The 14,569-nt window shown below is 66.9% G+C and carries 12 protein-coding genes; 3 read left to right on the top strand and 9 right to left on the bottom strand.

Annotated elements, in window-relative coordinates:
- Nucleotides 1-131 precede the first annotated feature (131 nt).
- Entirely contained in the window at nt 132-425 is a 294-nt protein-coding gene (locus A5744_RS15475; protein WP_076062453.1) for a DUF503 family protein, read from the top strand.
- 6 nt (nt 426-431) lie between these two features.
- Here A5744_RS15475 and trmI read toward each other — a convergent pair whose 3' ends face one another.
- Nucleotides 432-1,286 carry a tRNA (adenine(58)-N(1))-methyltransferase TrmI gene (gene trmI / locus A5744_RS15470; RefSeq protein ID WP_076062414.1) on the bottom strand — a complete coding sequence of 285 codons (855 nt, stop codon included), beginning with the start codon at nt 1,284-1,286 and terminating at the stop codon, nt 432-434.
- Nucleotides 1,287-1,371: 85 nt separating this feature from the next.
- Here trmI and A5744_RS15465 point away from each other — a divergent pair, with 85 nt between their 5' ends.
- The gene (locus A5744_RS15465; protein ID WP_076062452.1) at nt 1,372-2,295 is read left to right on the top strand and encodes a RecB family exonuclease; all 924 of its coding nucleotides are present in this window, start codon (nt 1,372-1,374) and stop codon (nt 2,293-2,295) included.
- A gap of 31 nt (nt 2,296-2,326) precedes the next feature.
- Here the strand turns inward: A5744_RS15465 and A5744_RS15460 are convergent, their stop codons facing one another.
- From A5744_RS15460 to metH, 5 genes are all read right to left on the bottom strand, one after another.
- Complete coding sequence (locus tag A5744_RS15460; protein ID WP_076062413.1) at nt 2,327-3,709, bottom strand: FAD-containing oxidoreductase; 1,383 nt, start codon at nt 3,707-3,709, stop codon at nt 2,327-2,329.
- A 37-nt stretch (nt 3,710-3,746) separates the two neighbouring features.
- Nucleotides 3,747-4,259: a DUF4126 domain-containing protein gene (locus A5744_RS15455; protein ID WP_076062411.1), complete on the bottom strand. Its 513-nt coding sequence runs from the start codon at nt 4,257-4,259 to the stop codon at nt 3,747-3,749.
- Between the two features lie 117 nt (nt 4,260-4,376).
- Nucleotides 4,377-5,246 carry an ATP phosphoribosyltransferase gene (gene hisG, locus A5744_RS15450; protein WP_076062409.1) on the bottom strand — a complete coding sequence of 290 codons (870 nt, stop codon included), beginning with the start codon at nt 5,244-5,246 and terminating at the stop codon, nt 4,377-4,379.
- A gap of 11 nt (nt 5,247-5,257) precedes the next feature.
- Nucleotides 5,258-5,539: a phosphoribosyl-ATP diphosphatase gene (locus A5744_RS15445; protein WP_076062407.1), complete on the bottom strand. Its 282-nt coding sequence runs from the start codon at nt 5,537-5,539 to the stop codon at nt 5,258-5,260.
- 32 nt (nt 5,540-5,571) lie between these two features.
- Nucleotides 5,572-9,246: a methionine synthase gene (gene metH, locus A5744_RS15440; protein ID WP_240563057.1), complete on the bottom strand. Its 3,675-nt coding sequence runs from the start codon at nt 9,244-9,246 to the stop codon at nt 5,572-5,574.
- A 457-nt stretch (nt 9,247-9,703) separates the two neighbouring features.
- Between metH and A5744_RS15435 the strand changes: the two genes are divergently transcribed.
- Nucleotides 9,704-10,555, top strand: a complete 852-nt coding sequence (locus tag A5744_RS15435; RefSeq protein ID WP_076062448.1) for a PAC2 family protein — start codon at nt 9,704-9,706, stop codon at nt 10,553-10,555.
- A gap of 34 nt (nt 10,556-10,589) precedes the next feature.
- Here A5744_RS15435 and A5744_RS15430 read toward each other — a convergent pair whose 3' ends face one another.
- The 3 genes from A5744_RS15430 to mshC all read right to left on the bottom strand — a co-directional run bounded on the left by A5744_RS15430 (nt 10,590) and on the right by mshC (nt 14,566).
- On the bottom strand, nt 10,590-11,516 hold the full coding sequence (locus tag A5744_RS15430) for an SDR family oxidoreductase (RefSeq protein WP_076062406.1): 927 nt from the start codon (nt 11,514-11,516) through the stop codon (nt 10,590-10,592).
- A 32-nt stretch (nt 11,517-11,548) separates the two neighbouring features.
- Complete coding sequence (locus A5744_RS15425) at nt 11,549-13,162, bottom strand: alkaline phosphatase family protein (protein WP_076062404.1); 1,614 nt, start codon at nt 13,160-13,162, stop codon at nt 11,549-11,551.
- Nucleotides 13,163-13,309: 147 nt separating this feature from the next.
- The gene (gene mshC, locus A5744_RS15420) at nt 13,310-14,566 is read right to left on the bottom strand and encodes a cysteine--1-D-myo-inosityl 2-amino-2-deoxy-alpha-D-glucopyranoside ligase (protein ID WP_076062402.1); all 1,257 of its coding nucleotides are present in this window, start codon (nt 14,564-14,566) and stop codon (nt 13,310-13,312) included.
- Between the last annotated feature and the right edge of the window lie 3 nt (nt 14,567-14,569).

The following is a 14,569-nucleotide window of genomic DNA, read 5'->3' as shown; positions in this document are numbered from 1 at the left end:
CCGACCGCGAGCCCGGTTACGTCCGGCCCGACCTCGACGACGACGCCCGCGCCCTCGACGCCGATCCCGCCCCCGCCTCCGGAGCAGCCGCCTCCGCCACCCGATCAACCTCCGCCGGGCTGACACGCGGGATGTGGATCGGCTGGCTCGAGTTCGACGTGCTGCTGGGCGACGTGCGATCGCTCAAGGAAAAGCGATCGGTGATCCGTCCGGTTGTGGCCGAGCTGCGCCGCAAGTTCGCCGTGTCGGCAGCGGAGATCGGATCCCAGGATCTGTATCGGCGAGCCGGCATCGGTGTGGCCATCGTGTCCGGTGACCGCGCACATGCGGTCGACGTCCTCGACGCGGCCGAACGCCTGGTGGCCGCGCACCCCGAATTCGAGCTACTGGCGGTGCGGCGCTCGCTGCGTCGCGGCGACGATTAGCTGTGGTTAGCCGTCGCGGGCCTCGCGCTTGCGGCCCAAAGGTGCCGGCGCGATTGTGCCGGGTGCCAGCCGGCGTGCCGCGATCAAGAAGGCGGTGTGCCCGCGCATCGAGTGCTGCGGCCGGACGGCCAGCCCAACCACGTTCCAGCCCCGCTGCAGGGTTTCCCACGCCCGCGGTTCGGTCCAGCATTGCTGGGCCCGCAGCGCCTCGACCGCCCGCGACAGCTGGGTGACGGTGGTCACGTAGATGATCAGCACACCGCCGGCGACCGTCAGCCGCGACACCGAGTCGAGCACCTCCCAGGGTGCGAGCATGTCCAGCACTGCCCTGTCGAAGGACGCGTCGGGAAGCTCGGAGTCCGCCACATCGCTGACGATCAGCTGCCAGTTGTCGGGCGCCCTGCCTAACTCCGAGCCGAAGAAAACCGAGACGTTGCGGCGGGCGTGTTCGGCGTGATCCGCGCGCTGCTCGTAGGAGACCACCCGCCCGTCGGGTCCGACGGCACGCAGCAGCGAGCAGGTCAGCGCGCCCGATCCGGCGCCGGCCTCCAGGACACGAGCACCCGGAAAGATGTCGCCCTCGTGCACGATCTGCGCGGCGTCCTTGGGGTAGATGACCTGCGGCCCGCGCGGCATCGACATCACGTAGTCGACCAGCAGCGGACGCAGCACCAGGAACGCGGCGCCGCTGCTGGATTTGACCACGCTGCCCTGTTCCAGCCCGATCACGTCGTCGTGGGCGATGGCGCCGCGATGGGTGTGGAACTCACCGCCTTCGGTGAGCTCCATCGTGTAGTGACGGCCCTTGGCATCGGTGAGTTGGACGCGTTCGCCGACGGTAAACGGGCCGGTTGCGGACACGCCGTCTAGCCTGCCAGCCGACTCGCCGTAGTCGGTGCTCGGGGTTGTCGCCGCACGGTCCTACGCTGCGGGCATGACGGAGGGCATGACTGGGCCGACGACCGGCCAGCCGGACGATGGCCCCCGGCCGCCTTCCCGCCCGGCTCTGTCACCGTCGCGGGCGGCGGACTTCAAGCAGTGCCCATTGCTGTACCGGTTCCGGGCCATCGACCGCCTGCCCGAGGCGCCGTCGACGGCGCAGCTACGCGGCTCGGTGGTGCACGCGGCGCTCGAGCAGCTCTACGGCCTGCCCGCCGCGTCGCGCGTCCCTGACACTGCGCGATCGCTGGTGGAACCCGCCTGGGAACGGGTGATTGCCGCCGCGCCGGACCTGGCCGCCGAGTTGGAGCCCGAACAGCGAACCGAACTGCTCGAGGAAGCCCGCGCGTTGCTGTCCGGCTATTACCTGCTGGAAGACCCGACCCGGTTCGAGCCCGAATGCTGCGAGCAGCGCGTGGAGGTCGAGCTCGCCGACGGCACGCTGCTGCGTGGCTTCATCGATCGCATCGACGTCGCCGCCACTGGCGAGCTACGGGTGGTCGACTACAAAACCGGCAAGGCACCGCCGGAAGCGCGCGCCCTGGCCGAGTTCAAGGCGATGTTCCAGATGAAGTTCTATGCGGTGGCGTTGCTGCGGTCACGCGGGGTGCTGCCCGCCCGGCTGCGCCTCATCTACCTTGCCGACGGCCAGGTCTTGGACTACTCACCGGATCACGACGAGCTGCTGCGCTTCGAGAAGACCCTGATGGCGATCTGGCGTGCCATCCAATCCGCCGCGCCCACGGGCGATTTCCGTCCCAGCCCGTCGCGGTTGTGCGACTGGTGTCCGCATCAGGAGCGATGTCCGGCCTTCGGGGGGACACCGCCGCCCTACCCCGGGTGGCCGGAAGACCCCGCCGAAGGCGGCGCGGACGCGGTGCTGCATTCGGTGCACCACCCCCTCGCCGGAGACGCCGAACCGGCGGCATGACCATCCGCTAATCGAGCCGCTAATCGAGCCGCTAGTCGAGCGGCGTCATCTCCTGCAGCATCGTGGGGACCAGCTCGCTCACCGTGGGGTGGATGTGCATCGTGCGCGACAGCGTCGTGTACGGAGCTTTGGCCGACATGACGTCCAGGATGGCGTGGATCGCCTCGTCGCCGCCGACGCCGAGGATGGCCGCTCCCAGGATCTCGTGGGTTTCGGCGTCCACCACGACCTTCATAAAGCCTTGCGTCTCACCCTTTTCCACCGCCCTGCCGACCCGGGTCATGGGACGCTTGCCAACCAGCGCCTTGCGGCCCGACTCGCGGACCTGGCCGACGGTCATGCCGGCGCGCCCCAGCGGCGGGTCGATGTAGAGCGCATAGGTGCTGATCCGGTCGCTCACCCGGCGCGGGTCGTCGTCGAGCAGGTTGGCGGCGACGATCTCGAAATCGTTGTACGAGGTGTGCGTGAACGCGCCCTTGCCGTTGCAATCGCCCATCGCCCAGATGTGATCGACGCTGGTCTTGAGCTGGTCGTCCACCACAATATAGCCGCGGCCGTCGGTCCGCACGCCGGCCGCTTCCAGCCCCAGGTCGTCGGTGTTGGGTTGCCGTCCCACGGCCAGCAGCAGATGACTGCCCCGAATGGGCGCCGCGCCGTCGCGAGGTATGAGTTCGAATCCGTTCTCGCTCTTTCGGATTCGGACGTCGTCGGCGCCGAGAACCACGTCTATGCCTTCGGCCTCCAGGACCTCCCTGACCGCGGTCGAGACATCCTCGTCTTCGCGGGAGGCCAGCCGTGAGCCGCGTTCGACGACGGTTACCGGAGCGCCGAATCGCCGGTACATCTGCGCGAACTCCAGCGCGATATAGCTGCCCCCGACGATGACGAGATGGGATGGCAGCGTGTCGAGTTCGAGGATCGACACATTGGTGAGGAACTCGACATCGGACAGCCCCGGGATCTCCGGCACGACGGCACGGCCACCGACGTTGAGGAAAATCCGGTCGGCCTGCAGCCGCTGTTCACCGTCCTGCGTGTCGACGCTGATGGTGTGCGGATCTTCGAAGCGGGCATGGCCGCGAAAAACGGTGCAGCCGTCCATGCCGTCAAGCCAATCCTCGACGCCCTTGCGGTCGCTGAGCATGATGTCGTCTTTGCGGGCTTTGACTTTCGCCATGTCCACGGTGACGGGTCCGGTTCCGACGCCATATTCCGCGCCGCGCCGGGCCAGCTGCGCGGCGTGCGCGCTGGCCACCAGCGTCTTGGTCGGGATGCATCCCGTGTTGACGCAGGTGCCGCCGATCAGTTTGCGCTCGACTATCGCGACCCGCTGCCCGGCGGCCGTCAACCGCCCGGCCAGGGGTGGGCCGGCTTGGCCGGCGCCGACGATGATGGCGTCGAAATGCTCTGTCATTTAACGACTGTCTGTTAACGGTGTCTGTTAGCGGCTGTCACTTAACGGCCGTCAGCACGTACTCCGTCAGCACGTGACCCGCCCACGCGGCGATGGCGAAGCCGCCCGCGATCGCGACCGCATCCTCGAGCAGCGCGATGGGCAGGTCCTTACCGCCGGTCACCCCCACCAGCCGCTTGCGCGCCTGATAACCGCCGAGGGTGCCGATCACCGCGCCGATCACGCCGGCCCCCAGCGCGCTAAACGTCCAGTGCGGCATTGCGCCCAGCACCGCGCCCGCGAATCCTCCCGTGACGATCCGGGCGGCGAAGATCGGCGGCGCGGTGCGCGCCGGCGTCTTGGGCAGCTTGTCGTTGACCAGTTCGCCGACGGCGAGAACGGTCAGGACGATGACGGTGATGAGGTTGGCCACCCACGATGCCCACGTGCCGTGCAGGTCGATCCAGCCGATAAACGCCGCCCAGGCGACGACGGCCGGCGCCGTCAGCGAACGCAAACCGGCGACCACGCCAATCAACAAAGCCATCAGCAGAATTAGTGCATGCGTCACGGAGACCCCTCCTGGAGGATGAACTGCCCGGCACCAAAAAGGGGTGCCGGCCCTGGAGCTCGGCCGGTCTCCCCCACGGCGGACGCTAACACAGCGGCCGTCCCGCCGATAGGGCGATCAGAATCGGCAGAACCTGATATCGGACGCCAGAATCGCTTTGGCACCGATGGCCGCGAGCTCATCCATGATCTCGTTGACACCGCGGCGCGGTACCAGTGCCCGGATTGCGACCCAGTCCGGGTCGGCCAGCGGGGCGATGGTCGGAGACTCCAATCCCGGCGTGATCGAGGTGGCCTTGTCCAGCACCGAGCGCGGGCAGTCGTAGTCGAGCATCAGGTATTGCTGACCAAACACCACACCTTGGACCCGGGCTACCAATTGATCACGGGCCGCGTCCAGTTCAGACGGCGACTCACCCCGACCGTCGTGATCGGTGCGCTCGATCAGCACCGCCTCCGAATCACACAGCGGCTCACCAAAGGCCACCAGATCGTGCAGGCTCAGGGTGCGGCCGGACCCCACCACATCGGCAATGGCGTCGGCAACCCCGAGCTGCACCGAGATCTCCACGGCCCCGTCGAGCCCGATCACCGTTGCGTCAATCCCCTTCTCGGCCAGGTCTTTTCGGACCAGATTCGGGTAGGCGGTGGCGATGCGCTTGCCGGCCAGATCCGCCGTCGCCCACTTGCGGCCCGCCGGGGCGGCATAGCGGAAGCTGGACGAGCCGAAGCCCAGCGCCAGGCGCTCTCCCACCGGCGCATCGGAGTCGAGCACCAGGTCGCGCCCGGTGATGCCGAAGTCCAGCTCGCCCGAACCGACATAGATAGCAATGTCTTTGGGCCGCAAAAAGAAAAACTCGACCTGGTTGACGGGGTCGATGACCGTCAGATCCTTGGGGTCGGTACGGCGCCGATAGCCGGCCTCCGCGAGGATCTCGGTGGCCGGCTCGCTGAGCGCACCTTTATTGGGAACCGCGACGCGCAACATGCCCACAGCCCTCACAGCTTCCGGTAGACGTCGTCGAGGGTCAGGCCGCGCGCGATCATCAGCACCTGCGTCCAGTACAGCAACTGGCTGATCTCCCCGGCCAGCGCGTCGTCGGGTTCGTGTTCGGCCGCCAGCCACACCTCGCCGGCCTCCTCCAGGATCTTCTTACCCAGCCCATGGATCCCACCGTCCAGCGCGGCGACGGTCGCGCTGCCGGCCGGCCGGGTGCGGGCACGATCGCCAAGCTCGGCGAACAGATCCTCGAAGGTCTTCACGGCCAGCGATTGTTTCACGCGGCGACGAGCAAAGTCACGGCGGTTTCCGCTCAGTCCTCCGGGTTGTAGCCGAGATTGGAGCTCAGCCAACGCTCGGCTTCGGCCAGGGTCCAGCCCTTGCGCTTCGCGTAGTCGGCGACCTGGTCCTGCGCCAACCGGCCGACCACGAAGTACTGCGACTGCGGATGCGAGAAATACCAGCCGCTGACGGCCGCACCGGGCCACATCGCCATCGACTCGGTCAGCTCGATGCCGGTCCGCTCCTTGACGTCCATCAAATTCCAGAGCGTCACCTTCTCGGTGTGCTCCGGGCAGGCCGGGTAACCGGGGGCCGGACGGATTCCCTGGTACTTCTCATCAATGAGGGCCTCGTTGTCCAGCTGCTCATCCGGCTGGAATCCCCAGAACTCCTTGCGGACCCGTTGGTGCATCCGCTCGGCGAACGCCTCTGCCAGCCGGTCGGCTACCGACTCCAGCAGGATCGCGCTGTAGTCGTCGAGGGCCGCCTTGAACTCCGCGATCTTCTCCTGGCTGCCGAGCCCCGCGGTGACGGCGAAGGCACCGACGTAGTCCCGGAGACCCGATTCTTTGGGCGCGATGTAGTCACCCAGTGACCGGTTCGGGATGCCCTCCCGGTGCTCGCCCTGCTGGCGCAGGTTGTGCAACGTGGTCAGCACCTCGGTGCGGGTCTCGTCGGTGTACACCTCGATGTCTTCCATACCCGAGCCGACCGCGTTCGCCGGGAAGAAGCCGATCACCCCGTTGGCCCTCAGCCACTTCTCCTTGATCAGGGTGTCGAGCATCTCCTGGGCGTCGTCGTACAGCTTGCGGGCGGCCTCTCCGGTGGCCGGGTTGTTGAGGATGTCGGGGAAGCGGCCCTTCATCTCCCAGGCGTTGAAGAACGGCTGCCAGTCGATGTACTCGCGCAGCTCTTCGAGGTCGTAGTCGAGAAATTCCCGCACGCCGAGGCCCTGGGCGGGCACCGGCGGCGTGTAACCGTCCCAGTCGATCGGCGTCCGGTTCGCGCGGGCCGTCTGAAGCGTCAGCATCGGCCGCTCGTTCTTCTGGGAGTGCCGTTCGCGCAGCGATGCGTAGTCCTTCTCGGTGGCCTCCAGCAGGGCGGGACGCTGCTTGTCGTCGAGTAGCGCGGCGGCGACCGGCACCGAGCGGGACGCGTCCTTGACCCAGACCACCGGACCGCTACGACGCGGCGCCACCTTCACGGCCGTGTGAGCGCGCGAGGTGGTCGCGCCGCCGATCAGCAGCGGGATCTCGAGCTCCTCGCGTTCCATCTCGGCCGCGAAGTTGACCATCTCGTCCAGCGACGGGGTGATCAGGCCGGACAGTCCGATGATGTCGGCGTCGTGCTCCTTCGCCGCGGCCAGGATCTTCTCGGCGGGCACCATCACACCGAGGTCGATCACCTCAAAGTTGTTGCACTGCAGGACAACTCCGACGATATTCTTGCCGATGTCGTGGACGTCGCCCTTCACCGTCGCCATCACGATCGTGCCGTTGGTGTCCTTCGAGGCGGCCGTCCCGTTTTGCTCCTTCTCCGCCTCGATGAAAGGCAGCAGGTAAGCGACGGCCTTCTTCATCACCCGGGCCGACTTCACCACCTGGGGCAGGAACATCTTGCCGGAGCCGAAGAGGTCACCGACGACGTTCATGCCGTCCATCAGCGGGCCCTCGATCACCTCGATCGGGCGACCGCCCGCGGCGGCGATCTCGGCCCGCAGCTCCTCCGTGTCGTCGTCGACATGGGCGTCGATCCCCTTCACGAGCGCATGCGTGATCCGCTCGCGGACCGGGAGAGATCGCCACTCGGCCGCCTTCGGGTCCTCGGAGGCTTCACCGGACTTGTTGAAGCGCTCGGCGATCTCCAGGAGCCGTTCGGCCGCATCCTCGCGACGGTTCAGAACGACGTCTTCGATCCGCTCGCGCAGCTCGGGGTCGATCGAGTCGTAGGGCACCAGCGCGCCGGCGTTGACGATGCCCATGTCCAGGCCGGCTTTGATGGCGTGGAACAGGAACACCGAGTGGATCGCCTCGCGGACCGGGTTGTTGCCCCGGAACGAGAACGACACGTTCGAGATGCCGCCGGAGATGTGCACACCCGGCAGGTTCTCCTTGATCCAGGCGCAGGCCTCGATGAAGTCGATCCCGTACGTCGCGTGCTCCTCGATGCCGGTCGCCAGCGCGAAGCAGTTCGGGTCGAAGATGATGTCCTCGGGCGGGAAGCCGACCTCTTCGGTCAGAATCCGGTAGGCGCGCCCGCAGATCTCCTTGCGGCGCTCCAGGTTGTCGGCCTGGCCCTGCTCGTCGAAGGCCATCACGACGACGGCCGCGCCGTACTTGCGGCACAGCCGCGCCTCGCGGATGAACTTCTCCTCGCCCTCCTTCATGGAGATCGAGTTGACGATCGGCTTGCCCTGCACGTTCTTCAGCCCCGCCTCGATGACCTCCCACTTGGAGGAGTCGATCATCACCGGGACGCGGCTGATGTCCGGCTCGGCCGCGATCAGCTTGGTGAACCGGTCCATCGCGGCGACGCCGTCGATCATGCCCTCGTCCATGTTGATGTCGATCACCTGCGCACCGACCTCGACCTGCTGCAGGGCGACCGACAGCGCGGTGTCGTAGTCCTCGGCCTTGATCAGGTTGCGGAACCGCGCGGAGCCGGTGATGTTGGTGCGCTCACCGATGTTCACGAACAGGGAGTCGTCGGTGATGTTGAGCGGCTCCAGGCCCGACAGCCGGGTGGCCACCGGGATCTTCGGCACCTCACGCGGCGGCTTGCCCTCAACGACCTTGGCGATCTCGGCGATGTGCGGCGGCGCCGTCCCGCAGCAGCCACCGACCAGGTTGACCAGACCGGCCTCGGCGAAGTCGGCGATGTAGCCGGCCTGACGCTCCGGGGTCTCGTCGTACTCGCCAAAAGCGTTGGGCAAACCGGCGTTCGGGTAGCAGGAGACGAAAGTGTCTGCGATTCGCGACATCTCGGCGATGTAGGGCCTCATCTCCGGCGCGCCGAGCGCGCAGTTGAGGCCGACCGCGATCGGTTTGGCGTGCCTGATCGCGTTCCAGAATGCTTCGGTGACCTGACCGGACAACGTGCGCCCGGAGGCATCCGTGATGGTGCCCGAGATGATGACGGGCCAGCGGCGTCCCCGCTCCTCGAACAGCGTCTCGACGGCGAACACCGCCGCCTTCGCGTTCAGCGAGTCGAAGATCGTCTCGATGATGAGCAGGTCGGCACCACCGTCGACCAGGCCATTGGCGGATTCGAGGTAGGCGCCGACCAGCTGGTCGTAGGAGACGTTGCGGGCCCCAGGGTCGTTGACGTCCGGCGAGATCGACGCGGTCCGCGTGGTCGGCCCGATCGCCCCGGCGACGTAGCGGGGCTTGGACGGGGTGCTGTATTCGTCGGCGGCCTTGCGGGCCAGGGCGGCGCCGGCGTAATTCAGCTCGTAGCTCAGGTCCGCCATGTCGTAGTCGGAGAGCGAGATCGCGTTCGCGTTGAACGTGTTGGTCTCCAGGATGTCGGCGCCCGCCTCGAGGTACTCGCGGTGGATCCCCTCGATGATCTGTGGCTGCGTCAGGGTGAGCAGGTCGTTGTTGCCCTGAAGAGCGGTGGGCCACTCGGTGAACCGGTCGCCGCGGTAGCCGGCCTCGTCCGGCCTGTCCCGCTGGATCGCCGTGCCCATCGCGCCGTCGATCACCATGATCCGCTGGCGCAGAGCCGCCGTCAGTTCCTCGGTGCAGTCGGGACGGATGTTCGGCGCAAAAGTATTCGGCGGGGCGGCGCTCACGCGTACTCCTTCCGTAACGGAAGGCGTCCTTCTCGTCAACAACGTCGACTCTGCCGAGCGTGGCGGATACCAGGATGCACCCGGATCCGTTGCAACGCCTCTCGACCAGAAAAGTCTACGTCGTCACCCCGATCGACGTCTGGACGCCCAACTCATCGCCGCGATCGCGGTGCCCGTGAAGGACAGTTCGCGGATCTTGTCGGCGACGTGGTAGTTACCAAGGTTAACCAGTTTGCAGCCGCAGGTATTTCGACTGTAACTGGGCGGTCATGCCATAAGGATAGTCGGCCTATGCAAACGCCCTGTGTGTGACGGCACGCCGTAGGCTGATTCTGTGACTCAGCCCGATGGCGGCCCGGATGGCGGCAAGCTGCCCGAACTGCACAACACGATCGTCGTGGCGGCGTTCGAGGGCTGGAACGACGCGGGCGACGCGGCCAGTGACGCGCTGGAGCACCTCGATGCCATCTGGGAGGCCGACCCGATCGTCGAGATCGACGACGAGGCGTACTACGACTACCAAGTGAATCGCCCGGTCATCCGACAGGTCGACGGCGTCACCCGCGAGCTGGTGTGGCCTGCGATGCGGATCACACATTGCCGGCCGCCGGGCAGCGACCGGGACGTGGTCCTGATGCACGGGGTGGAGCCGAACATGCGCTGGCGCACGTTCTGTGCCGAACTGGTGGCCATTGCCGACAAGCTCAACGTCGATACCGTCGTCATCCTTGGCGCGCTGCTGGCCGACACCCCACACACCCGGCCGGTGCCCGTGTCGGGGGCGGCCTACTCCCCCGAGTCGGCGAAACGCTTCGGCTTGGAGGAAACCCGCTACGAGGGACCGACCGGAATCGCGGGCGTGTTCCAGGACGCCTGCGTGGCCGCCGGGATTCCGGCGGTGACCTTCTGGGCGGCCGTGCCGCACTACGTGTCTCAGCCGCCGAACCCGAAAGCGACGGTGGCGCTGTTGCGCCGGGTCGAAGACGTGCTGGACATCGAGGTTCCACTGGCGGACCTGCCGGCGCAAGCCGAGGAGTGGGAACAGGCGGTCACCGAGATGACCTCCGAGGACGAGGATCTCGCCGAATACGTGGTGTCGCTGGAACAGCGCGGCGACGCCGAGGTGGACATGAACGAGGCCCTCGGCAAGATCGACGGTGACGCGCTGGCCGCCGAGTTCGAAAAGTATCTGCGCCGCCGCCGCCCTGGTTTCGGGCGCTGACCCTAGGTCTTACCTCCCTTACCCAACGCCTCCCTTACCCAACGCCTCCCTTACCCAACGCTTCGTTGTAGGCGCTGGTGGCGCGGCCGAGCGCGGCGACCTCGGCGTCCATCCGGGGCACCAGCTCGGCGCATGTCTTGCGCACGGGAAATTCGCCGACCGGCGTGGAGAGCACCGGCTTGAGCCAGCGGAACACGGCGACCCAGCGCGGGCAGTACACGCGCGACTTGCGGCCCTCAATGCCTTTGACGAAAGCGGTCGCGCACTTTTCCACCGATGTCGTCTTGTTCAGCGGCCAAGGGAGCGAAGCAAGCAGCTCGCCAAACGCGGGCATGTCTGCGGTGCTATCGCGGACCAGAGCGGTGTCGATCCACGACATGTGCGCCAACCCGACGCCGACGCCGAGATGGCCGACCTCGAGGCGCAGCGCAGCGGCGAGGTGCTCGTTGCCGGCCTTGCTCATGTCGTACGGTGCCATCCCCGGGGCGGCCGCGAACGCAGCCAGCGAAGAGACGATCAGCACATAGCCGCGCCGGTCGATCAGCGCGGGCAGCGTGGCGCGCACGGTGTGGAACACGCCGAGCAGGTTGACGTCCAGCACGCGCTTGAAGGCCTCGGGATCGACCTGCAGCACCGAACCGTAGCTGGCGATGCCGGCGTTGGCGATGACGACGTCGATGCCGCCGAAGCGTTCGACGGCCGCGGCGGCCGCGGCCTGCATGGCGGGCAGGTCCCGCACGTCGGCTACCACGGTCAGCACCTGGTCGTCGCCGCCGAGTTGGCCGGCCAGCGAGTCCAGCGCTGCCTTGTCGAGATCGGTCAGCACGAGTTTGGCGCCCTTATCGGCTAGCCGGCGGGCGACCTCGGCGCCGATTCCCCGGGCGCCGCCGGTAATGAAGACGACTTTTCCGTCCAGGTTGCCGTCCAGGTTGCCGTCCAGGTTCCCGGCCAGCTTGCTCATGAGACGAGGGTAATTCCCTTGGCGCGCACAGACTACGGCCAGTAGTCGTTCATCGGTTGCGCGAACTTGTCGTTGTTGGTGAGCCGCGGCATTCCGAGGGCGTCCTCAATGGTGCGCAGCACGCTGTAGTGGTTGTTGAAGTTGGCGGCGACGAGGTGGCCTTGGCGCATACCGGAATTCGGTGACGGGATCACGATCATGGGGATGTGGTTGCCCTCGTTGCCCACACCCAGCGAGATGTTGTTGTAGTCCTCGTCCCAGGTGATGAAGATGGCACTGCGCTGCGTTCGAAATGCGGGCGAGTTCAGGATGATGGGCAGCGTGTCCGCGAGAAATTGGTCGCCGGCCTTGATGTTGTACTGATGATCCGTCAGCAGGCTGATGATGAACTCGAGGTTGACGGGGCCTTCCTGGTTGTGGTTTTCGTCGGCAGCCCACCAGACGAAGTTCGGCGTGGTGGACGTCGATGCGAGATCCGTGGCCATCCTTTGCAGCGGCAGCACGTGCGCCTGGCAGCGAGCGTCGTTGGCGGCGATGTCGTGGAAGGCGAGGAACGGTAGTTCGCCGGGACCGTAGGGACCCGCGGACTGCTTGAAGCACGGCTGCGGCATGGATTGCTCGTAGGCGGCCCATCCCCCGTGCGCCGCCTCGATGTTGTCGACGAGGTTGTGTTCGTCGAAGCAGTCCAGCTCGCAGTTGTAGTTGAAGCCGAAGTCGGAGCCGCCGAGGATCGGGTAGTAGTTCGGCAGGCTGGGGTGGGATTGGGCGTAGTAGTTCGAGCCGTATCCGTAGTTGTCGATGAGGCCGTTGGTGTACGGCGCGTTGCGGCTGCCGACGATGTCTTTCACGCCATGGTTCTCCAGATAGATCAGGAACACATGGTCGAGGGGGCCGACTTTCGACGCCGGCGGTGTGGGCGGCGGTGGGGCCGGCAGCGGAGCGCCGATAGTGAACGAGATGTTGTCGGCGTAGGCGTTGTTGTAGGCGCCGAACAACGGATTCTTGTCTTTCAGGGTCACGACCACACGTGCGCTGCGCGTGCCCGCGGGCACCGGCCCGGTGGTCTGGCGTTGCAGGAGTTTGGCATTCAACCCGCGATCGAGCAGACCGACCGGCCCGATCTTGCCCGGCGTGCCCAGCTGCGATCCGTCGGCGGCTAGGAAGGTGACGGTGACCGACGCTTCTGACGGGTCTTGTAGCCAGCCCCCGAGCCATCCGCTCAAGGTGTAGGGCACGGTGCTGGTGTCGATCAGTTGCTTCGCGCCGGACAGGTCGACGACCTGGGCGAGCGTGGATGTGGCGACGGGTCCGCCGCCGAAGAACTGCACGCCGCCGTCCGGGGGCCCGTTCTGGGCGCGGGGATAGCCTGCGGCCGCGGGGAGCATCGGCCCCGGGGACTGGAGAGGCCACGGGAGGCGGCGCAGGGTGCCGTACTTGATCACGGTCGGTGTGCCGGTCACGGTCCAGCCCGGGATCGTCACCGAGCTGTATCCCGACAGCGAAGGGTCGCCAAGTTCGGCGCCGGGATTCATCAGCAGGTTCGGGCTCTCCGTGGCCGCCGCCGACGCGTGCACGGTGTCCAGCGCAAGGATTAGTATGCCGACGGTGCTGACCACGCCAGCCACACGGCGAAAACGACTGAGCATCAAGCAATCACCTTTGCGGTTGACGCGCGCTACGCGTTGCTCCGTCGATGGTGACCTATGACACGCCGTCCACCCAGATTGTTGTGCGGATCGAGACCCAGCAGTTGCTGATTAGTGACTTACAGGGCCACTCTTACAGGGCCACTCCTACAGGGCCACTCCGAGGAGCGCATCGATCGCGGTGGCCACCAGCTTCGGCGCGCTCGCGTCGTGCCCGCCGTATTCCAGGGCGTCGGTGGCCCAACCATCAAGTGCGGCGATCGCTTTGGGAGTGTCCAGGTCGTCGGCCAGATAGCGGCGCACCCGGGCGACAACGTCGGCGGCGTCGGGGGCGGCGGGCAGCGCGGTCGCGGTGCGCCAGCGATGTAGCCGTGCGGTCGCATCGTCGAGCACCTGCTGGTTCCAGAACCGATCCGCGCGATAGTGCCCGGCCAGCAGACCAAGCCGAATCGCCGATGGCTCAACGCTTTGCGCTCGCAGCGCCGACACCAGCACCAGGTTGCCGCGGCTCTTGGACATCTTTTGCCCGTCCCAGCCGATCATCCCGGCGTGCACGTAATGCCGGGCGAATCGCCTTTCGCCCCTTACACATTCGGCGTGGGCGGCGGTGAATTCGTGATGCGGAAAGATCAGGTCGCTGCCGCCGCCCTGGATGTCCAGGCCGCTGCCGATGCGGCTCAGCGCGATGGCCGCGCATTCGACATGCCAGCCGGGCCGGCCGGCGCCGAACGGCGACGGCCAACTCGGTTCGCCCGGACGTGCGGCCCGCCACAGCAGCGCGTCGAGCTCGTCGGTCTTGCCCGGCCGGTCCGGGTCGCCCCCGCGCTCGGCGAACAACCGAAGCATGGTGTCGCGGTCGTAGCCCGACTCGTAGCCGAACTGCGGCGTGGCGTCGGCCCGGTAGTAGATGTCGGGGTGCTCCCCCATTTCGGGGTCGACGATGTACGCGGCGCCGGAGGCGAGCATTTTCTCGACGAGTTCGACGACTTCGGGAATCGCCTCGGTCGCCGCGACGTATTCGCGTGGCGGCAGTATGCGCAGCGCCGCCATGTCCTCGCGGAAAAGGGCGACCTCGCGGTCGGCGAGCTCACGCCAATCGACGCCGTCGCGCTGGGCGCGTTCAAATAACGGGTCGTCCACGTCCGTGACGTTCTGCACGTAGTGCACGTCATGACCGAGGTCCAGCCAGACCCGATGGACCAGGTCGAATGCCAGATAGGTGGCCGCGTGGCCCAGGTGTGTCGCGTCGTAGGGGGTAATCCCGCAGACGTACATGGACGCGGTCGAGCCGGGCTGAGTGCCGGCCGCCACCGGGCGCACCTGCCGGTCGGAGGTGTCGTAGAGCCGCAGCTCCGGGCCGCGTCCCGGAACCATCGGGACCTGTGCGGAAGACCACGCCTGCATAAC

The sequence above is a fragment of the Mycobacterium sp. IS-1264 genome (assembly GCF_001954195.1).
In the GTDB taxonomy this organism is placed as follows: domain Bacteria; phylum Actinomycetota; class Actinomycetes; order Mycobacteriales; family Mycobacteriaceae; genus Mycobacterium.
The sequence above is the reverse complement of the archived record's forward strand: the minus strand, read 5'-3'. Positions and strand labels throughout refer to the sequence as shown.

Excerpts from the sequence above, each read along its gene's own strand:
- A5744_RS15430 (WP_076062406.1), bottom strand. The coding sequence starts at position 11,516 with ATGAGCAAGCTGGCCGGGAACCTGGACGGCAACCTGGACGGCAACCTG.
- hisG (WP_076062409.1), bottom strand. The coding sequence starts at position 5,246 with ATGTTGCGCGTCGCGGTTCCCAATAAAGGTGCGCTCAGCGAGCCGGCC.
- A5744_RS15475 (WP_076062453.1), top strand. The coding sequence starts at position 132 with ATGTGGATCGGCTGGCTCGAGTTCGACGTGCTGCTGGGCGACGTGCGA.
- metH (WP_240563057.1), bottom strand. The coding sequence starts at position 9,246 with ATGGTGATCGACGGCGCGATGGGCACGGCGATCCAGCGGGACAGGCCG.
- A5744_RS15425 (WP_076062404.1), bottom strand. The coding sequence starts at position 13,162 with ATGCTCAGTCGTTTTCGCCGTGTGGCTGGCGTGGTCAGCACCGTCGGC.
- A5744_RS15465 (WP_076062452.1), top strand. The coding sequence starts at position 1,372 with ATGACTGGGCCGACGACCGGCCAGCCGGACGATGGCCCCCGGCCGCCT.
- A5744_RS15460 (WP_076062413.1), bottom strand. The coding sequence starts at position 3,709 with ATGACAGAGCATTTCGACGCCATCATCGTCGGCGCCGGCCAAGCCGGC.
- mshC (WP_076062402.1), bottom strand. The coding sequence starts at position 14,566 with ATGCAGGCGTGGTCTTCCGCACAGGTCCCGATGGTTCCGGGACGCGGC.